The 25656-nt window shown below is 59.6% G+C and carries 25 protein-coding genes and 1 tRNA gene; 8 read left to right on the top strand and 18 right to left on the bottom strand.

Annotated elements, in window-relative coordinates:
- The first annotated feature begins 105 nt into the window (after positions 1-105).
- From JMV15_RS22225 to yecR, 4 genes are all read left to right on the top strand, one after another.
- Complete coding sequence (locus JMV15_RS22225; RefSeq protein WP_014718001.1) at positions 106-405, top strand: hypothetical protein; 300 nt, start codon at positions 106-108, stop codon at positions 403-405.
- A gap of 432 nt (positions 406-837) precedes the next feature.
- A complete protein-coding gene (locus tag JMV15_RS22220; RefSeq protein WP_038449722.1) occupies positions 838-1446 on the top strand; it encodes a hypothetical protein in 609 nt (202 codons plus the stop codon).
- A 42-nt stretch (positions 1447-1488) separates the two neighbouring features.
- Entirely contained in the window at positions 1489-1905 is a 417-nt protein-coding gene (locus JMV15_RS22215) for a hypothetical protein (protein WP_020303194.1), read from the top strand.
- A gap of 78 nt (positions 1906-1983) precedes the next feature.
- On the top strand, positions 1984-2265 hold the full coding sequence (gene yecR, locus JMV15_RS22210) for a YecR family lipoprotein (RefSeq protein WP_038449720.1): 282 nt from the start codon (positions 1984-1986) through the stop codon (positions 2263-2265).
- A 234-nt stretch (positions 2266-2499) separates the two neighbouring features.
- Here the strand turns inward: yecR and JMV15_RS22205 are convergent.
- The 5 genes from JMV15_RS22205 to JMV15_RS22185 all read right to left on the bottom strand — a co-directional run bounded on the left by JMV15_RS22205 (position 2500) and on the right by JMV15_RS22185 (position 6212).
- Positions 2500-2575 (bottom strand) — tRNA-Gly (locus JMV15_RS22205).
- A gap of 60 nt (positions 2576-2635) precedes the next feature.
- On the bottom strand, positions 2636-3196 hold the full coding sequence (gene pgsA, locus JMV15_RS22200) for a CDP-diacylglycerol--glycerol-3-phosphate 3-phosphatidyltransferase (RefSeq protein WP_003190391.1): 561 nt from the start codon (positions 3194-3196) through the stop codon (positions 2636-2638).
- Positions 3197-3228: 32 nt separating this feature from the next.
- Positions 3229-5052: an excinuclease ABC subunit UvrC gene (gene uvrC, locus JMV15_RS22195; protein WP_019821446.1), complete on the bottom strand. Its 1824-nt coding sequence runs from the start codon at positions 5050-5052 to the stop codon at positions 3229-3231.
- A gap of 1 nt (position 5053) precedes the next feature.
- Positions 5054-5695 (bottom strand): response regulator transcription factor GacA, encoded by a 642-nt coding sequence (gacA, locus tag JMV15_RS22190; protein WP_003190387.1) that lies wholly within the window; start codon positions 5693-5695, stop codon positions 5054-5056.
- 151 nt (positions 5696-5846) lie between these two features.
- Positions 5847-6212, bottom strand: a complete 366-nt coding sequence (locus tag JMV15_RS22185) for a helix-turn-helix domain-containing protein (RefSeq protein ID WP_003190384.1) — start codon at positions 6210-6212, stop codon at positions 5847-5849.
- Between the two features lie 82 nt (positions 6213-6294).
- On the opposite strand from JMV15_RS22185, the gene JMV15_RS22180 reads away from it, so the two are divergent.
- Positions 6295-6534, top strand: coding sequence for a DNA-binding protein (locus tag JMV15_RS22180; protein ID WP_003190382.1), 240 nt, complete (start codon positions 6295-6297; stop codon positions 6532-6534).
- A gap of 35 nt (positions 6535-6569) precedes the next feature.
- Here the strand turns inward: JMV15_RS22180 and JMV15_RS22175 are convergent, their stop codons facing one another.
- Positions 6570-7016, bottom strand: coding sequence for a GNAT family N-acetyltransferase (locus tag JMV15_RS22175; RefSeq protein ID WP_032903480.1), 447 nt, complete (start codon positions 7014-7016; stop codon positions 6570-6572).
- Positions 7017-7766 (bottom strand): carbon-nitrogen hydrolase family protein, encoded by a 750-nt coding sequence (locus tag JMV15_RS22170; RefSeq protein ID WP_038449717.1) that lies wholly within the window; start codon positions 7764-7766, stop codon positions 7017-7019.
- A gap of 828 nt (positions 7767-8594) precedes the next feature.
- Between JMV15_RS22170 and JMV15_RS22165 the strand changes: the two genes are divergently transcribed.
- Positions 8595-9674, top strand: a complete 1080-nt coding sequence (locus JMV15_RS22165; RefSeq protein ID WP_019821442.1) for a 3-deoxy-7-phosphoheptulonate synthase — start codon at positions 8595-8597, stop codon at positions 9672-9674.
- A 290-nt stretch (positions 9675-9964) separates the two neighbouring features.
- Here JMV15_RS22165 and JMV15_RS22160 read toward each other — a convergent pair whose 3' ends face one another.
- The 9 genes from JMV15_RS22160 to JMV15_RS22120 all read right to left on the bottom strand — a co-directional run bounded on the left by JMV15_RS22160 (position 9965) and on the right by JMV15_RS22120 (position 21955).
- Positions 9965-10387: a hypothetical protein gene (locus JMV15_RS22160; RefSeq protein WP_032903477.1), complete on the bottom strand. Its 423-nt coding sequence runs from the start codon at positions 10385-10387 to the stop codon at positions 9965-9967.
- Between the two features lie 134 nt (positions 10388-10521).
- A complete protein-coding gene (locus tag JMV15_RS22155; protein WP_019821438.1) occupies positions 10522-14094 on the bottom strand; it encodes a transporter substrate-binding domain-containing protein in 3573 nt (1190 codons plus the stop codon).
- A 53-nt stretch (positions 14095-14147) separates the two neighbouring features.
- On the bottom strand, positions 14148-14774 hold the full coding sequence (locus tag JMV15_RS22150) for a response regulator transcription factor (protein WP_014717992.1): 627 nt from the start codon (positions 14772-14774) through the stop codon (positions 14148-14150).
- A gap of 289 nt (positions 14775-15063) precedes the next feature.
- Positions 15064-15780, bottom strand: coding sequence for an MgtC/SapB family protein (locus tag JMV15_RS22145; protein ID WP_019821435.1), 717 nt, complete (start codon positions 15778-15780; stop codon positions 15064-15066).
- A gap of 167 nt (positions 15781-15947) precedes the next feature.
- Entirely contained in the window at positions 15948-18653 is a 2706-nt protein-coding gene (gene mgtA, locus JMV15_RS22140; RefSeq protein ID WP_038449715.1) for a magnesium-translocating P-type ATPase, read from the bottom strand.
- Positions 18654-19087: 434 nt separating this feature from the next.
- Positions 19088-19687 (bottom strand): GNAT family N-acetyltransferase, encoded by a 600-nt coding sequence (locus JMV15_RS22135; RefSeq protein ID WP_019821432.1) that lies wholly within the window; start codon positions 19685-19687, stop codon positions 19088-19090.
- An 11-nt stretch (positions 19688-19698) separates the two neighbouring features.
- Positions 19699-20040, bottom strand: coding sequence for an FKBP-type peptidyl-prolyl cis-trans isomerase (locus JMV15_RS22130; RefSeq protein WP_032903474.1), 342 nt, complete (start codon positions 20038-20040; stop codon positions 19699-19701).
- Positions 20041-20287: 247 nt separating this feature from the next.
- Positions 20288-20908: a transglycosylase SLT domain-containing protein gene (locus JMV15_RS22125; protein WP_003190361.1), complete on the bottom strand. Its 621-nt coding sequence runs from the start codon at positions 20906-20908 to the stop codon at positions 20288-20290.
- A 78-nt stretch (positions 20909-20986) separates the two neighbouring features.
- Entirely contained in the window at positions 20987-21955 is a 969-nt protein-coding gene (locus tag JMV15_RS22120; protein ID WP_019821429.1) for a hypothetical protein, read from the bottom strand.
- Between the two features lie 203 nt (positions 21956-22158).
- Here JMV15_RS22120 and JMV15_RS22115 point away from each other — a divergent pair, with 203 nt between their 5' ends.
- Entirely contained in the window at positions 22159-23655 is a 1497-nt protein-coding gene (locus JMV15_RS22115; protein WP_014717983.1) for a PAS domain S-box protein, read from the top strand.
- 102 nt (positions 23656-23757) lie between these two features.
- Complete coding sequence (locus JMV15_RS22110) at positions 23758-24030, top strand: DUF1652 domain-containing protein (RefSeq protein ID WP_003190355.1); 273 nt, start codon at positions 23758-23760, stop codon at positions 24028-24030.
- Here the strand turns inward: JMV15_RS22110 and JMV15_RS22105 are convergent.
- Positions 23993-25186, bottom strand: coding sequence for an MFS transporter (locus JMV15_RS22105; protein ID WP_020303187.1), 1194 nt, complete (start codon positions 25184-25186; stop codon positions 23993-23995). The genes JMV15_RS22110 and JMV15_RS22105 overlap by 38 nt on opposite strands.
- 88 nt (positions 25187-25274) lie before the next feature.
- The gene (locus JMV15_RS22100; RefSeq protein ID WP_014717981.1) at positions 25275-25583 is read right to left on the bottom strand and encodes an RcnB family protein; all 309 of its coding nucleotides are present in this window, start codon (positions 25581-25583) and stop codon (positions 25275-25277) included.
- Positions 25584-25656 lie beyond the last annotated feature (73 nt).

Genomic DNA, 25656 nt, shown 5'->3' with positions numbered 1-25656 from the left:
CTCCTAGACTCCGCCGCCGTAGGGCAAATCCCTGTTCCCTCATGATTCCCACAGGCGGCACGCGCGCAATTTTCCTGCCGCCGCCACTCGCAAGGAGCCTCAACGATGACCAAGACCTCAACCGCCCTCCTCCTGCTTGCACTGGCCAGCCTGCTGGCGGGCTGCACCACCAACCCCAACGTACTGCAGATACACAAAGTCACCGCAGAGGCGATTGGCTTGGCCTCTACGGATGAGCTGACCATGGGCCCGGTCACCAAGAGCAAGGAGGACTTCCTGGGCGGCGCTGAACTGAACTTCAAAGCCACGACCGCCAAGGGCCGTGTGTTCAACTGCTCGACGGTCATGACTCCAGGCATCCTGCTTGAGCCGCCGAAGTACTCGCGCCTGACCTGCACGAAGTAACCCTGACAGCCGGTGCGGGCATCGCGCGCACCGGCCTATGGGAACGGACGTCGGCGTGCCGGGCGCGCCACATGGCGGCGTTGCCGGCAAAGATGGTGTTCATGCTCAGCACGCTAAACCTGCGTCAGCGCTCAGCATTCGATAGATGGCCGTTTGAGGCATAAGAGTGCACGCAGTCGGCTGCCGAGGGTGAAGGGCGCCCCCAACACTTAGACACCCATTCAATTTCTGGGGCGTTTTCAATGCTTGGATAAGTCACGCACAACGCTATTGAAAGACACCTCCTACAGACCCAGCGCATGGGTTCGCAGGACGCGTCCTGATTGCGCCCACATTATTGAATGGCACGGGCGACGCTGCCTAGGATGTGCCCGCTCGCTCATTTCGTTGAGCTCTAGCCCTCCCCGCGTCCACGACAGGAGTCGATTGACCATGTACAACAACATCCCCCTCGGTTTGCGAAAGCGCCTGCTCGCAGGTTCGACCTTCGCCCTCTTATCGCTAAGCGCAGCCCCCGCAGTGGCCACCGACTGGTGGATGATCTTTGGCACCGGCGACACGCCCAACAGAGACCTGTTCTTCGCCGATGCACAGTCGGTAAAAGCCACACAACAACACCCGCAAAACACACAGCTGACGGTCGTGCAGGTATTCGAAAGCCCCAACAGCCCCAACTACGTGAGCTACGCGCTGGAGCTGCAATGCCCGGAGCGACAGCTCAGGGTGAACTCTGCCACCGCCTACCTGCGCGCCGGGGCGACCACGGTGCTGCCGGCGCCTAAACGTTGGGTGCCGGTGCCCAAGAGCTGGCTGGAGCGTGGCTATGACTTCGCCTGCGCACCGGGCAAACGCAAGTCCAACGCCATGATGCCGATGGGCGTCGGCTCCATCGATAACGCTCAACTGGTGGCGATCACGCAGCAAGGCCTCTTCAATCAGTTGCCGGGTAATCAGCCGATCCGCATTGAGTCCAGGAAGAGCAGCACCGAGGACGTGATGCGCGACCTCAACTTCCTCTTGGGCGCACCTGAGAAAAAATGACCTCCGGCGTCAACCGGCACGCTTGAATAATGAGTGATCAACATGAAATACACAGGTGCATTGGCCTTGGCCCTCGCGCTGCTGCAGACCGGCTGCGTCAGTTTTGACACCGTCCCGGAAATGTACGCGCGCAGCCAATGGAAAGGCCGCCCGGCGCAGGACGCCATCAATTTCTTTGGTCCACCCCAAAAAATGGATCGCACCGCGGACGACCAGCATGTGGTGATGCAGTGGTACCGCGACACGTCTTACAACAGCAATGAGGTGGTGGCACAAAGCGCGGAAAGGCAGGGCAATGTGATGGTGCACACCAACTATTGGGCAACCGTCAATAACCCGAATCGCTGCATCCTTTCCATCACCGTCGACCAGGACAGGAAGGTCGTCGGGTTTGAGGCCGATGAAGGCGAATTGCTGCTCTCCAGTGGCTGCCAGTCGGTCAAGTTTGGGCCGCCTTAGGCAACCGACGTTGAGACAGGCTAGTGGAAACACCTCCTACAAACGTCATGTTTTACTCTTGAAGGACCGCCCTCGACAATGAAATCCGTCATCGTCGCCATCGCCCTACCGCTCATTGCAGGCTGCGCAACGCCGAAATATTGGGGGGCCACCGGCGGCAACCCGTCCGACGGGCTTGTGCAACTCTTCTACGTCCATACGCCGTTTGAGTACGGCCAAATCCGGGCATCCCAAGGGTTGGCGATTGCCACGGGGCGTTGCCAATTTTGGAACTACGCGCGCGCTGAGCGCGCAGGCGCACAAAAATCCGTGTGCCGCACGATGGGGCAATTCCACTGCCTGGAAACCATCGTCACTTAGGATTATCGGTGCCAGAAGTGACGCCCTCCCCAAGCGTCGAGGCGCGTCGGGAAGTTGAGCGAACAGTAGTTCGCCTGGCGACCCAGGCGAACTGAGCGGATCTAGTAACAATACGAATTTGAGCGCGCGCCCTACGGTTGTGCGCACAAACAAAAAAAGACGCCTAAGCGTCCATTCCGTAAATCACACAGGCAAAAAAAAGCCACTCGTTAGAGTGGCTTTTTCATTAATGCTTGGAGCGGGAAACGAGACTCGAACTCGCGACCCCGACCTTGGCAAGGTCGTGCTCTACCAACTGAGCTATTCCCGCTTGGTGATGCGCATTCTATAGAATCCTCAGCCCCCGTCAACCCCTTGATTCAAAAAAGTTTTATTTCTTTTCAACGGTGGTTCGCAGATGGGGCCAGGCAGCACGCAGGTATTGCAGCATGGACCACAGGGTCAGGCCGGCCGCGACCAGCAGCAAGGCGTAGCCCGTGAGGACCCAGAACGAGAAGTCCGACGGGTTGGCCAGCAGGATCACCAGCGCGAGCATTTGCGCGGCGGTTTTCCATTTGCCCATGTTGGAGACGGCCACGTGGGCGCGGGCGCCGATTTCGGCCATCCATTCGCGCAGGGCCGACACGACGATCTCGCGGCCGATGATGACGGCGGCCGGGAGGGTCAGCCACAGGTTGCCGTGTTCCTGTACCAGCAGCACCAGGGCGACGGCCACCATGAGTTTGTCGGCCACGGGGTCGAGGAACGCGCCGAAGGGCGTGCTCTGTTCCAGGCGGCGGGCCAGGTAGCCGTCGAGCCAGTCGGTGGCGGCTGCGAAGGCAAATACCGAACTGGACGCGACGTAGCTCCATTCATACGGCAAATAGAACAACAAAATGAAAATCGGGATAAGCAGGACGCGTAGAACGGTGATCAGATTAGGGATATTCATCGGCACAACTGGCTACGAGGTGAGAAGGCATTCTATTCGCTGTGCAGATTGGCATAAATCAATTCAGCGAGCTTTTTACTGATACCGGGTGCTTTGGCTATCTCGTCAATGCTGGCACGGGAGAGCTCCTGCAAGCCACCAAAATGTTTAAGCAAGTCGCGACGCCGCGTCGGGCCAACCCCTGCCACCCCTTCCAGGGTTGAAGTTCGCCGGGTTTTGCCACGGCGGGCGCGGTGGCCGGTAATGGCGAAACGGTGGGCTTCGTCGCGGATTTGTTGAATCAGATGCAGTGCGGGTGAGTCGCCCTTCAACGTGAACTCATGGGCGGCATCATTCAAGTACAACGTCTCGAAACCGGCCTTGCGCGTGGTGCCCTTGGCCACACCGAGCAGGATCAGGTCGGGCACCGCCAGTTCGTTGAGCACGTCACGGGCCATGGATAACTGGCCCTTACCGCCGTCTACCAGCAGGATATCGGGGAGCTTGCCCTCCCCGTCCTTCAACTTGCTGAATCGCCGCGTGAGCGCCTGGTGCATGGCGGCATAGTCATCGCCGGCGGTAACGCCTTCGATGTTGTAGCGCCGGTAGTCGGCCTTGATCGGCCCTTCCGGCCCGAATACCACGCAAGAGGCCACTGTGGCCTCGCCGCTGGAGTGGCTGATGTCGTAGCACTCCAGGCGCTGGGGCGGCTCGTCCAGGTTGAGGACCTCGGCCAGGGCGTCGAAGCGTGCAGCGACGTGCTGTCGGTTCGCCAGCCGCGCGCCCAGGGCCTGTTCGGCGTTAGTCACGGCCAGCTGCTGCCAGCGAGCACGGGTGCCGCGTACGCGGTGGCTGATGTCCAGCTCGCGGCCGCGCAGCTCGTGGATGGCCTCGATCAAGGTGGGGAAGTCTTCGTGCACCACGTTGACGATCAGTTCAGACGGCAGGTCGCGCTCAGGGCTGCTGACGTAGTATTGGCCAAGGAATGCGGCCATGACCTCCGCCACGTCTTCGTCGATACCGGTCTGCGGGAAGAAGTTCTTGCTGCCTAATACCCGCCCGCCTCGTACGCTGATCAGGTGCACACAGGCGCCGCCCGGGTTGACGAACGCGGCGATCACGTCAACGTCACCGGTGCCGCCTTCCATGCTTTGCTGGTCCTGGACACGGCGCAGCAGGGAGATCTGGTCGCGCAGTTCGGCGGCCTTTTCGAAATCCAGGGTGCTGGCGGCCTGCTCCATGGCCCCGGACAACTCATCGGTGAGTGCGTTGCTGCGCCCTTCGAGGAACATCACCGAATGGCGCACATCCTCGGCGTACTCCGAAGGTTCCACCAGACCCACGCAGGGCGCCTTGCAGCGCTTGATCTGGTATTGCAGGCACGGCCGGGTGCGGTTCTTGTAGAAGCTGTCTTCGCACTGACGCACAAAAAAGGTTTTTTGCAGCAGGCTCAGGCTTTCACGAATCGCACCGGCGCTGGGGTAAGGCCCGAAGTACTTGCCCTTTTGCTTCTTTGCCCCGCGGTGAATGCTCAGGCGCGGAAAGTTGCCGTCGGATAAAAACACGTAAGGGTAGGATTTATCATCACGCAACAGGATGTTGTAAGGCGGCCGCCATTCCTTGATCAGCGTCTGCTCAAGCAGCAGCGCCTCGGTTTCATTGGCGGTGATGGTGGTTTCGACCTGGGCGATACGCGCCACCAGGGCGGCGGTTTTCGGCGCAAGGCCGGTCTTGCGAAAGTAGCTCGCCAGACGGTTCTTCAGGTTCTTGGCTTTGCCCACGTAAAGCAGGCGCGCCTCGCTGTCGAACATGCGGTACACGCCGGGGCGGCCACTGCAGGTGGAGAGAAAGGCGCTCGGATCAAACGGTGTGGTCATGTCAGGCGCTGGCGTCCACCATGCCGTGGCGCACTGCGAGCAGGGTCAATTCAACATCACTGCTGATGGCAAGCTTCTCGAAGATACGATAACGGTAGGTATTGACGGTCTTGGGCGACAGGCACAGCTTGTCAGAGATGGTCTGCACCTTCTGGCAACCGACGATCATCAGGGCGATCTGGATTTCCCGCTCCGACAGCGCATCAAATGGCGAATCGCTGGTGGGCTGGAACGACTTGATCGCCAATTGCTGGGCAATCTGCGGGCTGATGTAACGCTGGCCGGCAAATACCAGGCGAATGGCTTGCACCATCTCGGCCAGGCCTGCGCCCTTGGTGAGGTAGCCGGCGGCACCGGCTTGCAGCAAACGGGTGGGAAACGGGTCTTCCTCGCACACCGTGACCACCACGACCTTGATGTCCGGATGGCTGCGCAATAACTTGGTCGTGGCACCAAGACCGCCAATCCCAGGCATCTTGACGTCCATCAGTACCACATCGGGCTTCAACTCCCGGGCCTTGATCAGGGATTCCTCCCCCGACTCCGCCTGGCCGACTACTTGCAGGCCGTCGATGTCAGCCAGCATTCGTGTAATGCCTGTACGAACGAGATCATGGTCATCGACTACTAGCACCCTAATCAAGCAGACACCTCGCGATATGGTCTTATAGGTTGCTGAACACCTTAGCAAAAAACCAAGGCGCAGACCTAGTTGCAAGTGTCATATATATAGAGATTAAACGTGCTGCGGCTGTTCGCCGGCTGGCGAACAGCCCTGTTTCCTGGGCTAAAGGTCAGGATTCCTGGGGGGGCGACTTGGCTTTTCCGTTCACCACGGATGAATGCTCAGCCAAGGTACTGGTCAAGCGACGGATTGCGTCCTGGTCTTCCTTGAACATCGCTCGGTAATTGCCCAGCACTTTCTCTTCGATCTTGCTCAGGTTATCCAGCTGGATCGGCGTTGGGCTGCCGGTCAACACGTACAGGATATCCACACCTTTTTCGGCGACGCGAGACAAATAGTCGGCCTTGGGTGCACGACCACCGCTTTCATATTTGCCTTGGGCGTTCGCTTCAACGCCTCCAATTTCTCCAAAAACTTTCTGCGACAGGCCAAGTCGCTCTCTTTCTTGCCTTAAGCGCGAACCGATTCCACTCATTTGGATGTATGATCCTAAATTGGCACACCCCAAGAGGTGTCACACCATCACTTCGTTAAACAAACTTGAACGGTTTTGAACTATGCCCGGAATCCGTACTGCTGCACAAGCCAAGGCCTGGCTGGAACATCAAGGAAAGTCAGTTCAAGCGTTCGCCCGGGAACATGGCGTAGACCCGGCAACCACGTATCAAGTGCTCTCCGGGCGCAAAAAGGGACGGCGTGGAGAAGCCCATAAAGTGGCGGTACTTCTGGGCATGAAAGAGGGCGTTATCGTGGATGAGCCAAGAGCTCAATCCCACGACGAACAAAGCACTAACTGACAGCAGTATGCGCTTATTTGTAGGACGTGCATGTTTTAGTCCGATGTGAGTGCGCGACACTCACGCTCCATCCGCCAGAAGCCATCCTCTTCACCGACAATGCTCAACCCCAAGCGCTGATACAGCCTTCTTGCCGGGTTGGTCTTGAACACCGTCAAACGTAGAAAGCCCAGGCCCTCGACGCGTGCCTTGAGCGCCATTTGCTCCAGCACCCATGTGCCCGCGCCCTGCTTGCGCCAGCATTCCAGCAGGTGCAGCTCGCGGATATACAGGGCCTTGCCATCGCGGCTCAGGCTGATAAAGCCCATGACGACGTCATCGTTGCAGATCAGCCAGTTCTCGCGGCCCGCCCAGGCCACGTCGAAGCCGTCGCTGGACCACAACAAGCCGTTCTGACGGTAGTAATGGCTCATGGCCTGCTGGGTCAGGGTGCGGGCAAACGGCAGGTCCTGCTCGATGGCCCGGCGCAAATGAAACCTCATTCAGAGGGCGACCACTTGGCCGGTCCACTGCCCGCCGTCGCGACGGGCGATCACCAACGCGTCGCCGACACCGGGGGCGGCAACAAGCAAGTTGCCATCGGCGGTCCAGATCGCACTGCGACCGGCACAAGCCCAGCCTCCAGATGGGCCACCGTGGTTAGCCATCAGTACCAACAGGCCATGCTCGGCCGCATAGCCTTCAAGCAAAGCACTGTCCGCCGCGTAGCCTGCCTCGCTGATCAGTACGCTTGCGGCATACGCTGTGGCGCCCGCTGCCGCCGCTTGGCGTGGATGGCTGGCCTGGGAAAAGTCCGCACACACCGCCAGCGCGATGCGCTCCTCTGCCAATTCCAGGGGCTCGCCGCCCTGCCCCGCAGCAAATGCCAGCTCTTCGCCGGGGTGCAGATGCTGCTTGGTGTAGACGCCTACTGAACCGTCCGCCTCAAGCACCAGCGCGCCGATCAGCACACCTGTTTTTGGCGCCAAGCGCACCGGCATGCCCACCACGGCCGTCAACTGCAGCTCCCGCGCCAGTTCACGCAACGGCGTCAACACGGCGTCTTGCGGGTCGATGGCCAAATCGGCCGCCAGGAACGGCTCGTAGCCTGTCAGTGACAGTTCTGGAAACACCAGGCATTGCACACCCTGTTCAGCCGCGGCCCGCATCAACGCCAGGTGCCGCTGGATATTGGCAGCGATATCGCCCGGGATGGAAACGGTTTGCGCCGCAGCAAGGGTCAAGGCAGTCATGGTCGCGTCCTGGCAATCATTGTTTGAGAGCCGTCAGCATATCCACACTTGCCCCATAGCGGCATAGGTATCGCCGTTACCGCAGGAATGGATATGTACACGGTCCAACTGTGTTGACGGTCCGGCCGTCTTCGCAGGCAAGCCAGCTCCCACATTTGGATCGCGGTGCCTCAGCCAGATCAGCGCCGGCTGTCAGGCCGTCACGGGAGCAGGCTCCCTCGCCACAGGTCCAGCGTCGCAGCAACGTTGTGTAGATACCTATGCCCATAGCGGTAAGTACTGCCACGCAATAGAAATTACTGATTGAATCCACCCGCACGCCTCTAGTAAGCTCCCCCCATCATTTGGAGAGCCCCATGTTGCCACTCACCCACACTCAGGTTTGCCCTGCTGCCAGCGCCTTGCGCTCGGTGTCGGCTACCCGTGTGAATGGTTCGAGCGCACTGGCCGGCTTTTATTTTGGGTATTGGTTTAGCCACTGGCGCGCCTGATACCTGAAATCGGCGCCCACTACTCAAGGGGTCGCCTACCAGAGAAATCTAAACCCCCGGTCGGCTCCCCGACCGGGGGTTTTGTTTTTTCAGCGCCTGACAATTTGTTTTTCACGCTCACTTAAAGGAATCACACCATGAACTACGCCACCTATTACCGCTACGACACTTGCACTGCATGGCGATTTAGCCAGCTCCGTTCGGGACAGCCTGCCGCCTCCGACCGGTCACCCCGTGGTGGCAAGCCAACACACGTAGCCGATACGGCCAATTGTCGAACACCCCAGTAGGCCAAGCGTGCGGGAATCGCCCGCCGCTTGCCCAGGAAGCCTTGAATATGAACTCCTCCGTCGCCGCTTTGCCCGTCTCTGCCCTCAACAGCGCCAATGAAGCCCTGACCCAGCGTTTGCCCAGCGCTCTTGAACTCAAGCACCAACTCCCGCTCAGCCCGTTCCTCAACGAACAAGTCCACGCCCATCGCCAAGCCGTGCGCGCCATCCTCAATGGCGAAGATTCACGCTTGCTGGTGATTGTCGGCCCGTGCTCGATCCACGACCCGGAATCGGCCATGGAATACGCGCGCAATCTGAAGAAGCTTGCGCTTGAAGTCAGCGACCAGATGCTGCTGGTGATCCGTGCCTACGTCGAGAAACCGCGCACCACTGTGGGCTGGAAAGGCTTGGCCTACGATCCGCACTTGGACGGCAGCGATGACATGGCCGCCGGCCTGACCCTGTCCCGCGAACTGATGCGTGAAATGCTGCGCCTGGGCCTGCCGGTGGCCACCGAGTTGCTACAACCCATGGCCGCCGGCTACTTCGATGACCTGCTCACTTGGGTCGCCATTGGCGCACGCACGACCGAGTCGCAGATTCACCGCGAAATGGCCAGCGGCCTGGGCATGCCCGTGGGCTTCAAAAACGGCACCGACGGTGGCGTCGCCATTGCCTGCGATGCAATGCGCTCAGCCTCTCACCCGCATCGTCATTTCGGCGTCGATAGCCAGGGCCACCCGGCGATCATCCAGACGCCCGGCAACCCCGACACTCATTTGGTGCTGCGCGGCGGCCATCGTGGGCCCAACTACGATGCGCAAAGCGTGGCCGACGTAAAGCATGACCTGGCCAAGTCCAAAGTAGCGCCACGAATCATGGTCGATTGCAGCCATGCCAACAGCGGCAAGAACCCGCTGCGCCAACCGGCGGTATTCAATGACGTGCTGGAGCAGCGTATGCAAGGTGATACCTCGCTGGTCGGCATGATGCTTGAGAGTCACCTGTTCGAAGGCTGCCAGCCGCTGAGCGCGTCGATGAAATACGGCGTTTCGGTGACCGATGGTTGCCTGGGTTGGGACGGGACCGAGCAGTTGTTACGCAGTGCCGCCGAGCGTTTGCGGGAACACGGCAAAGCCGACTGATCGGTGAAAAACATTAGATCGGCCTGGAATTTCTGTTTGGCAAACTCCTGCAGTGGGCGAGCATGGGCCGGTAGTGGCGTGTGCTCGATGCCTTCTCTTGCCTGCTTCTGCGAAGATTGAACTGGCCCGTAGATTTCGTGGCATACGGTAAACACGATGCACCCTTGAATCGCCTTCGTGCAGGAGCGAGCTTGCTCGCAAAAAAACGTCAACGATAACGCGTGCTTCCTGAATAAACGCAGCGCCTGCGAGTTTTTCGCGAGCGAGCTCCTACAAACAATGGCTGTGGACTAGGCCCGGGCCACCGGCATGCGGGACAGCTCTCGAAGCCACGGCAACACCCGCAGGCCATTGGCAGTCTCGCAGGGGTCGACGATGTCCATGAAGTGTTCGAGGTTGACGTGGTCCGGCACACCCGGCAATCGCACTCGCACAGCCGGCGTTACGCCGCAAGGGGCGCCCAGGTCCAGATGCTCGTAGACGAGTACATGACGCACCTGGGGCAGAGGCTCATGGGCTTGGGCCATCAGCCCCGCATTGATTATCAGCACGTCGAAGGGTTCGGCAGGAATGGCAGTGAGAATCCGCACCTCTTCGAATGTTTGCACCGGCACGATCCGGTAATAACCCAACTGGTTGAGCATTTTCTCGATGTACAAGCGTTGCAGATGCTGTTCATCGGCAATCAGGATGGTCAGTGCTTTGTTCGGCATGGCAAACCCCTGGGCAGGCAGTGCTCGGCAGTGAGCGCAGCCCATTCTCCAGACATATGCCGACGACAAAATCAGGCATGTTCCCGGTTTGTGTAAGAGTTTTCCCAAATTTCCCGAATGGCGATCAACCGCAGTCAGGGCTGATTGCAATAAGCTTTCAAGCCACGATGCAAAACATCAAGCGCTTCGTTCACGCCGTCAACCGCGGGGCCCAATGCCTGACGGTCGCGCTGTTCACATGCGGCCTCCAATGCTTCACACCCACTGATCAATAGGTTTGCCTTGACCATTCGCGCGCCGCCCTTGGCACGGTGGGCCAGGTCGTGCAGCTTGGCAAAATCTGCCTGGCTTGCCAGGCGTGGCAGCAAGGCACGGTCCTCCCCCAGGCTTTTAAGCAACGGCGCCAACAATCCGACAAGCGCTGCGTGATCATCGCCGGTCAGCGCGACGAGTGTGCTCAAGTCGAATGTCGGCACAGGCTGCGGGCCCGCGTCTGCCAAACGCGAGGCCAGCGCCGACCGCAAGTCGTCAAGCCCGGTTGGCTTGAACAGGCACCCATCCATGCCCGCCTGCCGGCAGCGCTCAGCTTCCTCCGGCTGGGCGTTGGCGGTGAACCCCAGCAACAGGCAGGGTTCAAGACCCTGCTCACGCTCTTGCGCGCGAATGTCCTGTGCCAGCTGATAGCCGTTCTTGAAGGGCATGTTGCAATCGGTAATGACGCCATCGAACTGCCCCGCTCGCCACTGCTCCAGCCCCTGCACACCGTCTTCGGCCGTGACGATACGGTGGCCCAGAAAGCTCAACTGTCGAGCCAGCAGCAAGCGATTGGCCGGGTAGTCGTCCACCACCAGAATGCTCAGCGCACGGCCCTCAGGCGCCGCCTCTTGCACAGGCTCAATCGGGGCCGGCAGCGTGGCGGTCATGGCCAGGGCCAACGTCACGTCCACCCGAGTGCCATGCCCCAGCACACTACTCAAGTGCAATTGGCCGCCCATCATTTCGCACAAGCTGCGGCTGATCACCAACCCCAGCCCAGACCCGCTGCGTGCCGACTGTTGATTGTTGCTGCCCTGGATAAACACGCTGAACAGCCGCTGCTGGTCGGCGACGCTAATTCCAATGCCGGTGTCTTGCACCCATAATTGCACGGCCAAGCGATCGCCCTCGACCACCGCCCGTGCAACCAGGCTGACCTGCCCATGGGGAGTGAACTTAATGGCATTGCTCAGCAGGTTGGACACCACTTGCTTGAATCGCAGCGGGTCAACCAGCACTGCCTGGTCAATCAGCGGGTCCAATTCAACCTGCAGCGCCAACCCCTTGGCTCGGGCCAGCCCCTCGAACACCCGTGCGACCGACGCCAACAGCTCATGCAGGTTGGCGGGCTCCAGGGTCAGCGACAAGTGCCCGGACTCGATCCGCGCGATATCGAGAATATCGCCGATCAACTCCAGCATCCCCCGCGAAGCCACCGAGGCCACCTCCAGGGCGTCGCGGTCGACCCGCCCCTGTTCGGCATTTTTCAACGCCAGCTCAATCATGCCGATCACGGCATTCATGGGCGTGCGGATCTCGTGGCTCATGGTCGCCAGGAAGGTAGTCTTGGCGCGATTGGCGGCGTCGGCATCGTCCTTGGCTTCCTGTAGCTGGCCGAGCAAGCGGTGCCGCTCGCTCACGTCGACCCAACCGGCAATCATACCCACCACCTTGTCGTCGCCGTCGCGGTACGGCAGCATCCACTGGTAAATGGTCAGCACATCGCCGTTGGGCACCTTGAGTATTCGATCATGAATCTGCGGCTCGCCCCCAGCCATCAAGCGCAGATAATCCTCATGAAACGACTGGGCCTGTGGCGGGTTTTCGACGTCGGTTTCCACCACCGTCCTGCCGATCACGTCTTCAAGCTTGTAGCCAAACACGTCGAGGTAGGCGTTATTGCAGGCCATCAGCCTCCCTTGGCGATCACGCACATAAATCGGGTGCGGCGTGCCGTCAATCAATACACTCATGAACCGCATCTGATCGCTCAGCGCCCGCTCGGCCTGCAGGCGCTTGCGAATCAGGCTGCGCAGGTAAATGGCCCAGCCCAGCGTGACGGCCAACAACAGCGCCGCCAACCCAAAGCCTTGAAGAATCACGTTGCGATAGCGCAACCAGTAACTGTCCTCGATGATGACCTCGCTGCGCCACTGGCCAATCAACTCGTCCATTTCCTGCGGGGTGATACTCAGCAGTGCCTTGTCGAGGATCGAATACAACTCCAATTGACTGCGGTTGACCCCAAAGGTCACGCGTGCAGGCTCGGTGCCGACCGTACTGGTGACACGCAAGCGGTCGCGGTAATACCGGTTGATCAGATAGCGTGCGCTGATCAATGAGTTGACCGCGCCATCGGCGTCACCATTGGCCACCAGCGCCATGGCTTGCTGGGGGGTCTCCACGTCGACAAAGATCACGCCTGGAAAATTCTGCGCTATCTCATCGTGCAGCCCATTGCCAACCACCATGGCCAGGCGTTTGCCGACCATGTCCTCCAGCGTGAGCGGGCTGTGCGGACCGTCGCGGGTAACCAGCACAAAGGGGTTGGTCAAGTAGGGCCGGGTAAAGCGCACTTTATCAGCCCGCTCCACGCTAGGCGTGACGACCGCCAGCATGTCCGCCGTGCCCGCGCTGACAATGTTGATCTGGCGCGGCAACGAACTGCCTGGCACCACATCGAACTTCAAGCCGGTACGCAAGCTGATGCGCGACAGCACTTCGGCACTCAGCCCTTCGAATTGGCCTTGATCGCCGATAAACGATAAGGGAAGGAAATCATTGAGCACCGCGACCCTGACCCGTGGATTTTTCTGCACCCAGCGTTGTTCACTGGCGCTCAAGTGCAGCCGGTCAACGCCGATTATGCCCAGGTTACCCCCGCTCCAGCGGCGTAGAATTTCCATCTGCTCGCTGGCGGGAATCGCCTCCAGCGCAGCATTGAGGATGGGCAGTAAACGCGTATTTTCCCGGGTGACGGCAAACGCAAACGGATTGACTTCCAGGCCGGAAAAATCCGCCATGCGTACATTGTTGAGGTGGTTGCGATTGATCAGGTAGTTGCTACTGATGGCATCCCCCAGGTAGACGTCGGCACGACCAAACGCCACGGCACCAATGGCTTCGAAGGTCGAGGCAAACAGTTCCAGCTGGGCCTGGGGGTAAAACGCCCGTACGGCGTCGGGCTGCATATAGTGATACAGCATCGCCACGCGCTTGCCGGCCAGGTCATCATTCAACACCTGGCTGTCACCGCTGCGGGTCACCAGGGTCGGTTGATCGTTGGCATAAGAGCGAGACAACAGCAGTTGCGGATCGGCCGCTTCATAGCCATTGGCGGAACCGAGGAAATCCACCGCTCCCTGCTTCAGGGCCTCGATCACTTCATCGCGTGTGTCGTAACGCCGAACCTCGATGGAGATATGCAGGGCCTGGCCGACCAATGCGGCAAAATCGGCCGTGATACCTTCGAGCTCGTCGTTGTTGTTAGTCAAGTCAAAAGGTACGTAATCGGGCGCCGAGACGCCCATCAGTAATGAGCGCCGCTCACGCAGCCAACGCCAGTCGGCCTCGTCCAGCGTCACTTGCGGGGTTTCGATATGAGAGTGCCCCAACAGCCGCAAAGCGTGAGGCTCTTCGAGGGCCACCGCGATCAGGGGTAACAGGCTCATCCAAAGGACCGTGGCGAACCTCATCAACGCGGTGGTGACCATTTCAGTTCGGATCAGATCAGATGGTTGCGCTGGGCAAACTTGGATAAGTGCACTACCGAGGACATTCGTAACTTCTCCTTGAGTCGAGTCTTGTAGGTACTGATGGTCTTGTGGCTCAGCAGCATTTGCTCGGCGATTTCCTTGTTACCCAGCCCCAGGGCCAGCATCTGCAACACGGTCAATTCACGATCCGACAGGCAGTCGATCATCTGCCGTTCCGTTTCTTGCAGATCGTCGCGACGCACCGAACTGGTCGGCAAACTGGGGAAGCAACTGTAGCCCGACATGATGGCTTTGATAGCCTTTTGCAGCTCATCCAGTTCACCGGTCTTGGCGACGAACCCCATGGCACCGGAACGCATGCAGCGGGTAGAAAAAAACACCGCCAGGTAGGAGGTCAGTACCAGAATCTTGCATGGCAGGCCCAACGCCTTGATGCGGCTGATAACCTCCAACCCGCCTAATTTAGGCATCGCCAGGTCGAGGATAATCAGCTCGGGACGTTGCTCCCTCGCCAACTGCATGGCATCTGCGCCATCCCCTGCCTGAAAAATCTCATCAAACCCCTCCACTTTCAGGAGATATTTGACCGTCGCCCGGATAAACGGATGGTCATCCACAATTAATGCTTTGCTCATAAAACTTCCCTATGTGGACAAAATACCCTTACACATCACACCGGACCTGGGTACCTGTGAGAACTGACAGTTCCGACGAGCGGCGCTGCCCTCTGAGGACGGTAACGAGGCGGTGTCTGGCCCCTTCAATTAACTCAGCATAACCACGGACGCCGGACCTCAACGACCCAACAGCCGCAAGTGCCCAACCTTAGCAACGCAATGATGTTTCAACTGAAGGGATAATCCGGACTACATGTAGGATTTTTCCACAAACAAGCTTAGCCAATCCTGGCCAGCCCAAAGGAGATCAATCGGTGGTACTCGGGCTCCAGAAAGCCTGTACCACCAGGGTTGATGTTGAGAGGCGCGCCACCAGTGCATCCAGTTCATCGCCATCCACCGACGTGGCGGCCAGGATGGCCTCGATTTCCACTTCGTCGCTGCCGAATGGCCGCACATCGACATCACTGGCCGGGTAGTTGCAGCGGGCCAACTCGGCTTCCAGCAATGCCATCACCGCCTGTTGCTGACTGCGGCGCGCAATGACATAGAGGATATTGGTGACCTCTGCCGACACCACGTCCAAGGGTTGGCGGTTGATGTTATTGACGATCGGCCGCAGCAAGGTGTTGGCCGCCAGCACAAACAGCGTGCCCAGCAAAGCCTCGAGGATCAGATCGGCCCCGGCGCAGGCGCCCACCGCCGCCGAAGCCCAGAGGGTGGCGGCAGTGTTAAGCCCGCGTACATTGCCCTCCTCCCGCATGATCACACCCGCCCCCAAAAAGCCGATGCCCGACACCACGTAAGCGACCACGCGCACCGCGCCTTCCGCACCGCCCAGGCGGTTGGCCATGTCGACAAAGATCGCCGCGCCTACCGCCACTAGCACATTGGTACGTAAGCCGGCGGTGCGTTGGCGGTACTGGCGCTCGAACCCGATCAGGCCACCGAGAATAAACGCAGCGCTGAGGCTGACCACGGTGTCGACCAGGGAGTTGAGGTTGATGTTGTTGATTGCCTGCATAAAAAATCTCCATGAATGCAGCGACAAATTGAAAAACACCGCAGGTCCCTGTGGGAGCTGGCTTGCCTGCGATAGCGGTACACCGACCCATGAGTCTGGCGACTGATACACCGTCATCGCGGGCAAGCCCGGCTCCCACAGGGTTTGGCGATGTTGCATGGGACCTGTTACTGCCAGCCAAACCTGCGGATGTAGTAGCCCTTCACCGCCTGGGTCAGCGCCATGTACGCCAGCAAAATCACCGGCAGGAACACGAAGTACAGCGACGGCAGCGCCTGCAATTTGAAGTAGTGCGCCAAAGGCCCCATCGGCAGGAATATCCCCACGGCCATGATCACGCCGGTCATCAACATCAACGGCAGCGCTGCGCGGCTTTGCAGGAATGGGATTTTTGGCGTGCGGATCATGTGCACGATCAGGGTCTGGGTCAGCAGCCCCACCACAAACCAGCCGGATTGAAATAGCGTTTGGTGGTCTGGAGTGTTGGCATCAAACACATACCACATGAGTGCGAACGTGGTGATGTCGAAGATCGAACTGATCGGCCCGAAAAACAACATGAAGCGCCCCACTTCCCCCGGCTGCCAGCGTTGCGGCGTGGCAAGCATCTCGTCATCGACGTTGTCGAACGGAATCGCAATCTGCGAGATGTCATACAGCAGGTTTTGCACCAGCAGGTGCATCGGCAGCATCGGCAAAAACGGGATAAAGGCACTGGCCACCAACACCGAGAACACGTTGCCGAAGTTCGAACTGGCGGTCATCTTGATGTATTTGAGCATGTTGGCGAAGGTGCGCCGGCCCTCCAGCACGCCCTCCTCCAGGATCATCAGGCTCTTCTCCAGCAGGATGATGTCGGCCGCTTCCTTGGCGATGTCCACCGCACTGTCCACCGAAATCCCGATATCCGCCGTGCGCAGCGCCGGAGCATCGTTGATGCCATCGCCCATAAAGCCGACCACATGTCCGTTGGCCTTGAGCAGCCGCACGATGCGTTCCTTGTGGCTGGGGGTGAGCTTGGCAAACACATTGGTGGTTTCCACGGCCAGGGCCAGTTCGGCGTCGCTCATCGACTCGATGTCGTTGCCCATCAGCAAGCCTTGTTGCGCAAGACCCACTTCGCGGCAGATCTTCGCCGTGACCAGTTCGTTGTCGCCGGTCAACACTTTCACCGCCACGCCGTGGGCCTTCAGGGCCTTGAGGGCGGGGGCGGTGCTTTCCTTGGGTGGGTCGAGAAATGCCACATAGCCGATCAGCGTCAGGTTGTTTTCATCCGCCAGGCTGTAGGTATCACGCCCTGCCGGCATCGGCTGCGCCGCTACCGCCACTACCCGCAGCCCTTCTTCGTTAAAAGCCGCCGTCACCTGGCGAATGCGCGCCAGCAGTTCGTCGGTCAGCGCTTCATCGACGTCGCCATGGCGCACGCGGTTGCACACCGACAAAATTTCCTCCACCGCCCCTTTGCAGATCAACAAGTGCGGTTGATGCTGCTCGGCCACCACCACCGACATGCGGCGGCGGTTGAAGTCGAAGGGAATCTCGTCAACCTTGTTGAACGCGGTGCCGACTTTCAACTCGCGATGGATATCCACATGCTCGAGCACGGCCACATCCAACAGGTTTTTCAAGCCGGTCTGGTAGTAGCTGTTGAGGTAGGCCATTTCCAGCACGTCGTCCGACTCCTGGCCCCACACGTCCACATGGCGCGCCAGGAAAATCTTGTCCTGGGTGAGCGTGCCGGTCTTGTCGGTGCACAGCACGTCCATGGCGCCAAAGTTCTGGATCGCGTCCAGGCGCTTGACGATGACCTTTTTGCGCGACAGAAACACCGCGCCCTTGGCCAAGGTCGAGGTGACGATCATGGGCAGCATTTCCGGGGTCAGGCCAACCGCAATCGACAGCGCGAACAGCAACGCCTCGGTCCAGTCGCCCTTGGTGAAGCCGTTGATGAACAGCACCAGCGGCGCCATCACGAACATAAAGCGAATCAGCAACCAACTGACCTTGTTGACCCCCTGCTGGAACGAGGTGGTCGCACGGTCTGTCGCCGTGACGCGTTGCGCCAAGGCACCAAAATACGTGCTGTTGCCGGTGGCCAGGACCACCGCCGTGGCGGCGCCGGACACCACGTTGGTGCCCATGAACAGAATATTTTCCAGCTCCAGCGGGTTGCGCGTGTGGGCGTCCTGCTGGTGGGCAAACTTCTCCACCGGCATGGATTCACCGGTCATCGCCGCCTGGCTGACGAACAGGTCCTTGGCGCTGAGCACGCGGCAGTCCGCGGGGATCATGTCGCCGGCCGACAATACAATCAGATCGCCTGGCACCAGTTGTTTGATCGGCAGTTCAATGCGCTTGGCAGCATCGCGGCGCAGCACCGTCGCGGTGTTGCTCACCATGGCCTTCAAGGCGTCGGCGGCCTTGTTCGACTTGGCCTCCTGCCAGAAGCGCAACAGGGTCGAGAGCACCACCATGGAGAAAATCACCGTGGCGGCCTTCATGTCTTCGGTCAGCCAAGAGATCACCGCCAACAGAGTCAGCAGCAGGTTGAACGGGTTCTTGTAGCAATGCCACAGGTGCACCCACCACGGCAGCGGCTGCTCGTGTTCGACTTCATTGAGGCCGTACTGCACGCGCAGGGCGTCGGCCTCCTGAGTGTTCAGGCCCTCGGTGTGGCTGCCCAGCACGCCCAGCAATTGCACAGTGCTGCGGTTGGCAGACGCCACCAGTGTCTGCGCCAGGCTGGGCGGTACTTCCCGGCTGACACTGGCATCGGTCACGGTCTCCAGCATCGCCAGGCGGCGAAAATGCCGGGCTATATGCCGGGTCCGCAGGAAACCGGCGAAGAACTCTTTGAGCAAAGTGAGGTTCATGGTGTAACTCCTGCGCGAGGAAAAACCGTCGTGCAGGTACTGCCCGTCCACACCGCGCCCGTCACACAGGCACAGCCGAACCTGGCCCGCCCGCCGTAACAGGCAGGCGCGTCCGTAGCATCCAGGCGTTACCCAGGTGCTGGTCAGCGTCGATGAGAGGGAATCAGGCGGGTGCCAGGACTGGTCACCGCCGGGATGCCGCTTCTCGCTTTGTGAGGCGAGACAACGGCATCTGGAAAATGCGCGTTACCTTGCCAAGAGGCCGGTTACCGAAACCGGCCGACGACTGTCACTCGAACAAGTACCCACTGAGGGTCTCCGCTATTGATGAAAACGCGCGAAGCTTACGCCCCGATGTTGGCGGAGTAAACCGTAGGAAAGTGGCAGCCTGGTGAATAAGAAGATTCTTCAGGATGGGTTCAGGAACGCCTTTCTCAACCCCACGTTGGGCAATCCCGTTCGACCAGCGCCAGGTAGTTTTCAATGCTCGCGCTAGCCACAACCTTCACTTGGATAGACACCCTATTCACCTGCCGGCCCATCGTGATCCCCTCACGGGTGCGCACCTGTACATAGCCAAGCCTGGGCCAAAAACGCTCGGCTCTGGTATTGCCCACCACTACCGTCAGCCGTAGCCACTGAGCGCCCTTTGCCACCGCCCACGCCTCAAGGTCGGTGTGCAAACGCTGCGCCAGCCCGCTGCCGTGCCAGCGCGCATGCACCAGCAGTAACCCGATGTGCCACACCCCGGTGGCGAGCAAATCAGCGGCGATATTCACCACGGCGACCAAGTGGCCCTGCGCATCGCGGTAACCCAGCCAGTACAGGCGACTGCAATGCCAGCCAGCGGGCAATTGGCCGCGTAACTCTTCCCGTGCTTCGGTCGGGGTAGCCGGTTCGCCATTCACCGCGATGAAGTAATCGGGTGCCTGTTCAAAAAACTGCTGCAACTCAGCCTCATCGCAACCCAAAAGCTCAACCACCCGAATGCCTTCCAAGGAGCTGCCAGGCAACAGATGTAGATCAACGTCCATGTTCAACCTCTTCAATCCCGCGTCAGCACTTCCAGCAATTCAATCTCGAAGCGCAGGTTACTGTTGGGTTTGATATGCGCACCCATCGAGCGCTCGCCATAAGCCAGGTGCGCGGGTACATACAACGTGCGCACGCCGCCAACCTGCATGCCCATCAAGCCCTGGTCCCACCCCTTGATCACGCGGCCAGTGCCGATCACGCACTGAAACGGTTTGCCCCGCTCCCAGGAGGAATCGAACACCGTGCCATCTTCCAGGGTGCCGGTGTATTGGGTGGTGATCAGCGCGCCCTTGACCACGGCTTTGCCGTCGCCCAGGCGGATGTCTGTGACCTGCAGTTCATCGTTGCTCATGGGGTTCTCATTGAAGGGATCAAAGGCTGGGGTTTTCCCAGAATCGGATGGGTTTGGCAAGCGCAGGGGAACAGCCAGCGTGATGGTAGATCGTTCGCTGGAATGCATACAGCCGCGTTAACGCAATCCAATGTGGGAGCTGGCTTGCCTGCGAAGGCGGTGTGTCAGTCAATGCATCTGTGACTGCACGACCGCTTTCGCAGGCAAGCCAGCTCCCACAATTGGATCTGCGTGCATCCAAAAGCCTTTACAACCAATGCCAGAACCGGCTCCAGAACCCACGCCCCAACTCATCCTTGCACCCGGCATATTGGCGCGCATACATCTGCGAACGCGCCTGTACCTTGCTCGCTACCGGCGGCAGCCAGGCTTTGCTGGCGTAGGTGCGCTGGCGGTAGCCGCCCCAGCCTTCGTGGTAGTTCAGGTATTGGCCATAGGCGTCGTACTTGTAGACGCCATTGATGGTGTAGGTCTTGTCCATGTACCAGCCGATGAAATCGATGGCGTCGTCGAAGTCTTCGCGATCAGCGCCGCTGCGGCCGGTGGCTTTGCGGTAGTCGTTCCATACTTCATCCTTGGCCTGGGCATAGCCGGAAGCGGTGGACACACGGCCCCACGGGATGATCCACAGCAGGTATTTACGCGGGGTCTTGGCGTCGTGGCGAAAGCCCGACTCCTGATACATGATGGCGAACGGCACCTGGATCGGTACGCCCCAGCGCTTTTGCGTGACCTTGGCGGCGTCGTACCAGTCGTCTTTTTCGCGCAAGATACCGCAGAGGTCGTTGGGCGTGCGTGGCGGCGAGGTGCCGCACGCCGCCAACAGGGAAGTGAGTAATAACAGTCCGACGGCTTTGCCTGCGCTCAAGGGTCACCTTTGTGGGATAAGGGTAAAATGCCAGCATTTTACCCCTTCACACAGGCGGCGTCCTTGCCGCAGACATCTTTAAGCCAAAGGCACGCGACGGGTAGTCAGCGCGATACGACCAATAAAGAAGCTCAACGCCGCACCCAACAGCAGCATGGCCAAGGTGCTCCAGGCGGCGCGGGACAGTTGCTTGGCAGCGACTTCACCGGCTTCACGGGCTTTCTGTTCAGCCTGTTTTTTCAGCTCATCGACTTTTTGCATGGCTTGCTGATAAGCCTGGGCATAGTTGTCGACGATCTGGGTGGCTTCTTCTTTGCTCTTGCCAGTGCGGGCCGCGACGATGTTGACCAGCGCCTCTTTATCCGCTGCATTCAATGCTGGCTCGCCGGACGCTTTCACACGTTCGAACCATTGCTTGAGCTCATCACCGGCCTGGGCAGGATTGGTCGCTGCATCGGTAGCCGACTGCTTGCCATCGGCAGCTGCCTGATCGGCTTTCTGCTCGACATTGGCAGGGTCCAGTTCAGCCTTGCCGCTCTGCTTGAGCAACGTATCCAGTTGGCCTTGCAGGCTGTTCCAGTCCAGCTCGATGCCCTGCTCATTCAACTGTTGCTTGATGCTATTGCCAATCCCCGGCGCGGCGGCAGCAATGCCACTGCCCGCAGCAGACAGACCTTTACCCACCACGTTGCCGGCCGTACCGACTACGCTGGAAGCCAGGCCCGCCAACAGCCAAGTGGTGAGCAAGGTGGTCAAGGTCCAGGTCAGCACCCCATGCAGACCGCCACGATCCGGCGCGGTGCGGCCGGCCACGAAGGCGCCCAACGCGATGGCGACCAGTGTCGATACAAACAGCCAGATACCCGCACCCGTGCCAAAACCGCTCAACGGGTTGCCCGCTTCCATCGGGTCAACGGCACTGGCGCCAATGGCGGTGCCCAACACGCTCAAAACCAGGTAGGTGACCAGTGCGATTGCACTACCGGCCAATACCGAGCTCCACGACACTCGAAACAGCGATCGATTGGTTTCATAGACAGTGGTCATACAAAGGTCCTTTTCAAATTGAGGAGCAAGGCAATGCGCCTTGATGGGTGTGAGTGTGGCGAAACGACATACGTTCAGTCCTGGCCCATATGCACCAGATGGTCTGGTGCATTCGCACTGCCCCGTGGGCAATGACTCTGCACTATCCTGAGGCCACGATGTCGTAACCCAATGTGCCTTGCCCTGCCCTAATCGGAGACGTTATGACCCAGGATGTTCTCGCCAAAGAAACCAACCGCCGCCAACTGCAGACCATCATCTCGGGACTGTCCGACGGTGTGATTCTGGCCGAGGTCGACCAGACCATTCTGTGGGCCAATGAAGCGGCGTTGACCATGCATGGGGTCAGCGAGGTCAAGGAACTGGGCGCCAATACCGAGGCGTACGCCAAGCGCTTTGCCCTGCGCTATCGCAACAACCATCCCTTGCCACTGGACAGCTACCCCCTCAGCCGCGTGGCTGCCGGTGAAGAGTTCAGCGATGTGGTGGTGGAAGTCACGCCCGCCGACGACGAACACCGCAGTTGGGTACATCGCCTGCGCAGCCTGGTGCTGACCGATGCCCAGGGTGAGCCGGAGTTGCTGGTGCTGATCCTCAGCGACGCCACCGAATGGGCCAGCGCCGAGCAACGTTTTGAGAAAACCTTCAACGCCAACCCGGCGCCCGCGGTGATCTGTCGCCTCAGCGACCTGCGCTACATCAAGGTCAACCAGGGTTTTTTGGAGATGACCGGCTACAACCGCGACCAGGTCATCGGCAAATCCGTGTATGAACTGGATGTGCTGGAACAGGCCGAGCGCAAGGACCTGGCGATCCAGCGCCTGGGCGAAGGCGCGACCATCCCGCAGATGCAGGCCGAACTGAGACTGCCCGAAGGTGGCAGCAAACTGGTGATCGTCGCCGGCCAACCGTTGGACATGAACGAGGAAGACTGCATGCTGTTTTCCTTCACCGACCTGGAGCCACGGCGTAAAGCCGAGATCGCCCTGCGCCAGAGCGAAGAACGCTTCGCCAAATCCTTCCGCCTGACGCCCGTGCCGACCCTGGTATGCAGTGCCGACAACCGCCAGGTGGTAGACATCAACGAAGCCTTCATGAGCATCACCGGCTATATCAGCGAGGAACTGATCGGCAAATCCATCGAAGACATCAACTTCATCGACAGCCCCCAGGCCGGCGCGCAGTTGTTCGCCACCCTGGAAAAAGCCGGCAACCTTGAAGGCCAGGACCTCAAGGTGCGCAAGAAAGGCAACGAGGTGATCGACTGCGTGGTATCCGCCGACACCGTGATTATCCAGGACGTGCCCTGCTACCTGATGGTGCTGATGAACATCACCGAGCGCAAACGCTCGGAGCTGGAACTGGTGGCGGCCATCGAGGAAGTCATGCAGGACGCGTCCTGGTTCAGCCAGACCCTGATCGAGAAGCTGGCCAACGCCAAGAGCGTCAACAGCCCCAACCTGCCGAATGTTTCCTTCACCGACCTCACCGCCCGCGAGCGCGATGTATTGGGCCTGATCTGCGAGGGCCTGGCGGACAAAGAGATCGCCTCGCGCCTGAAACTGGCGCCCAACACCGTGCGTAACCATGTGGCCACGGTGTATTCCAAGCTGGGGGTGCACAGCCGTAGTGCAGCGATCGTCTGGGCTCGTGAACGCGGGCTGTTTGCCGGTGATTTGCGCCTGAAAAACAAGCCCTGACCCTGCAAATGCACTAGTGCGTCTAGTGCGAATTCGCCTTATTGAGCGGCGGTGCAAGCAATAACCTTCAAGGGATCGTATTTATGCCTAGAAGGAACCCGCATGTTTACCCTCTCTCAGCTGCGCAACTGCATCGAAGAAGGCCTGTCACCGCTGACGTGCGAATTCACCCTGTGCCGGGACGCGTCCTTGACCCTCAAGGTCTATGATGCCGAGACCGGCCGCGTCGACCTGGTGGTCACTGGCATCAGCACCAACCGCCTGCAGACCCCGCAGGAAGTAGCGAAAATGGTGGATGAATTGCGCTACGAGCTGCAAAGCAACAACGTCGGCAAGCTCACGCTGGATGATTTGCCTTTATCGCCGCTCCCATGAAATAAAACACCCCACCTGCGACGATAAACGCCCCCAGCATGTAGAACATGTAATGGGCCGGCAGGCTGGCCAACACCAGCCCACACAGCACCGGCCCCAGCGCGGCACCAAGGTTGGACAGGTTTTGCGCCCCGTAATACATGCCCCGCAGGTGGTCCGGGGCAATTCGGTCGATAAACATGTACTCGGCCGGGAACACGATGATCTCCCCGACGGTGAACACCGCCATCGCCAGCACCCAGCCCACCACGCTGGTGGACAGCCCGAAGCCGATCAACCCCAGCATGAACATGCTCAAGCCAGCGATCAGCCACTGGCTCAGGTAACGGTGCGAGATGCGCCGGCCAATCAGGTACTGCAAGGCAATCACTAGCACGGCGTTGGTGGTCAGCACCGCGCTGATCACCGTGTAGGTGTATTCGGCGGTCGTGGTGGTCACCAGGTATTGCGACAGATAGGCCGTGAACTGGCCGAACACCACCGCGCTGAGTAAACCGCCGAGGGTGAAGCACACTAAGCGACGGTCCTGCAGCAAAACGCGGGCGACGGCAAGGAACGGCAGCGGCTTTTGCGTGGTGTCCACCGTGGCCAAGTTACGGTCACCCCAGCGCCCATACAGCAGAAAAAACCCCAGCCCCAACAGCGCCGACAGAACAAACGGCAAGCTGATATCCAGCTTGGCCACCATCGCGCCAAAGAACGGCCCTACGGCATAGCCGATATTGGTGAGGGTATACTTGATGGAAAACACTTCGCTGCGCGCGTCTTCAGGCAGCAGGCTGGCGAAGCCGGCTTTCACCGCAATATCAATGACGGCGTAGGCCAGGTTGATCAGGATTAGGCAGCCATAGAACGCCCAGATATTCTGCGCCAGCACCGTACCGATAAACCCCAGCACAAACACCAGGCTCAAGCCGAGCAACAGGCGATAGCTATTGATGCGGTCGACCAGGAAACCGCCGTAGACACTGAGTAATGAACCGACGATCAGCGAACTGCCGATTACCAGGCCGACCTGGGTAATGTCCAAGGCGAAGTGGCTGGTGAGGTAGATCACGAGATAAGGAAAGGTGATGGCCTTGGCCAGCGTCAGCAGCAACGTGGCGCACAGCAACAGGTTCACAGTGCGGGGGTAGTTTCTGATGGTGGCAAGCATCCTGCTCTCGTTCTTCAAAGGTAACGCGACCATTGCGGTCGGTTACCTTAACGCAAGAAACATGAAGCGAGCAGGTGCCCCGGCGGAATTATTTCTTGACTGGCGTAATCTCCAGGATGGTGCCGTTGGTGGTCTTGAGCAGGACGTACTTGTCACCTACACGCGCCCATTGGCTTTCTTCTTCGGGCTGTTTGAGCCCGCGTTTTTTCCAGTCTTTAATCGCTGATTCCTCGCGCATCAAAATGTCCGGGGCGCGATCACCCTCTTTCAAGTCACGGGCGTTGATGTTTGAAGGTTGCACGGTTTCCTGAGGGGTATCGCCGGCCTGCACGACAGCGCTGACGGAGGAAAAGCTGGCAGCGACCAGCAGGCAAGCGGCTAAGGTTTTCGACTTCATGGGTGCTCCTTCAATTAATGGTGCGTACCCAGGTTCCGACCGCGGCGGCGCGCAATCATTCAGCCGGGTTTCC

Source organism: Pseudomonas paracarnis (genome assembly GCF_904063055.1).
GTDB classification, from domain to species: Bacteria; Pseudomonadota; Gammaproteobacteria; order Pseudomonadales; family Pseudomonadaceae; genus Aquipseudomonas; species Aquipseudomonas paracarnis.
The sequence above is the reverse complement of the archived record's forward strand: the minus strand, read 5'-3'. Positions and strand labels throughout refer to the sequence as shown.

Excerpts from the sequence above, each read along its gene's own strand:
- JMV15_RS22135 (WP_019821432.1), bottom strand. The coding sequence starts at position 19,687 with ATGGACGTTGATCTACATCTGTTGCCTGGCAGCTCCTTGGAAGGCATT.
- JMV15_RS22175 (WP_032903480.1), bottom strand. The coding sequence starts at position 7,016 with ATGAGGTTTCATTTGCGCCGGGCCATCGAGCAGGACCTGCCGTTTGCC.
- JMV15_RS22215 (WP_020303194.1), top strand. The coding sequence starts at position 1,489 with ATGAAATACACAGGTGCATTGGCCTTGGCCCTCGCGCTGCTGCAGACC.
- JMV15_RS22115 (WP_014717983.1), top strand. The coding sequence starts at position 22,159 with ATGACCCAGGATGTTCTCGCCAAAGAAACCAACCGCCGCCAACTGCAG.
- mgtA (WP_038449715.1), bottom strand. The coding sequence starts at position 18,653 with ATGAACCTCACTTTGCTCAAAGAGTTCTTCGCCGGTTTCCTGCGGACC.
- JMV15_RS22225 (WP_014718001.1), top strand. The coding sequence starts at position 106 with ATGACCAAGACCTCAACCGCCCTCCTCCTGCTTGCACTGGCCAGCCTG.
- JMV15_RS22105 (WP_020303187.1), bottom strand. The coding sequence starts at position 25,186 with ATGCTTGCCACCATCAGAAACTACCCCCGCACTGTGAACCTGTTGCTG.
- JMV15_RS22180 (WP_003190382.1), top strand. The coding sequence starts at position 6,295 with ATGCCCGGAATCCGTACTGCTGCACAAGCCAAGGCCTGGCTGGAACAT.
- JMV15_RS22100 (WP_014717981.1), bottom strand. The coding sequence starts at position 25,583 with ATGAAGTCGAAAACCTTAGCCGCTTGCCTGCTGGTCGCTGCCAGCTTT.
- JMV15_RS22220 (WP_038449722.1), top strand. The coding sequence starts at position 838 with ATGTACAACAACATCCCCCTCGGTTTGCGAAAGCGCCTGCTCGCAGGT.
- uvrC (WP_019821446.1), bottom strand. The coding sequence starts at position 5,052 with ATGACCACACCGTTTGATCCGAGCGCCTTTCTCTCCACCTGCAGTGGC.
- JMV15_RS22150 (WP_014717992.1), bottom strand. The coding sequence starts at position 14,774 with ATGAGCAAAGCATTAATTGTGGATGACCATCCGTTTATCCGGGCGACG.
- JMV15_RS22110 (WP_003190355.1), top strand. The coding sequence starts at position 23,758 with ATGTTTACCCTCTCTCAGCTGCGCAACTGCATCGAAGAAGGCCTGTCA.
- yecR (WP_038449720.1), top strand. The coding sequence starts at position 1,984 with ATGAAATCCGTCATCGTCGCCATCGCCCTACCGCTCATTGCAGGCTGC.
- JMV15_RS22155 (WP_019821438.1), bottom strand. The coding sequence starts at position 14,094 with ATGAGCCTGTTACCCCTGATCGCGGTGGCCCTCGAAGAGCCTCACGCT.
- JMV15_RS22165 (WP_019821442.1), top strand. The coding sequence starts at position 8,595 with ATGAACTCCTCCGTCGCCGCTTTGCCCGTCTCTGCCCTCAACAGCGCC.
- JMV15_RS22160 (WP_032903477.1), bottom strand. The coding sequence starts at position 10,387 with ATGCCGAACAAAGCACTGACCATCCTGATTGCCGATGAACAGCATCTG.
- JMV15_RS22145 (WP_019821435.1), bottom strand. The coding sequence starts at position 15,780 with ATGCAGGCAATCAACAACATCAACCTCAACTCCCTGGTCGACACCGTG.
- JMV15_RS22170 (WP_038449717.1), bottom strand. The coding sequence starts at position 7,766 with ATGACTGCCTTGACCCTTGCTGCGGCGCAAACCGTTTCCATCCCGGGC.
- JMV15_RS22185 (WP_003190384.1), bottom strand. The coding sequence starts at position 6,212 with ATGAGTGGAATCGGTTCGCGCTTAAGGCAAGAAAGAGAGCGACTTGGC.
- JMV15_RS22130 (WP_032903474.1), bottom strand. The coding sequence starts at position 20,040 with ATGAGCAACGATGAACTGCAGGTCACAGACATCCGCCTGGGCGACGGC.
- JMV15_RS22120 (WP_019821429.1), bottom strand. The coding sequence starts at position 21,955 with ATGACCACTGTCTATGAAACCAATCGATCGCTGTTTCGAGTGTCGTGG.
- pgsA (WP_003190391.1), bottom strand. The coding sequence starts at position 3,196 with ATGAATATCCCTAATCTGATCACCGTTCTACGCGTCCTGCTTATCCCG.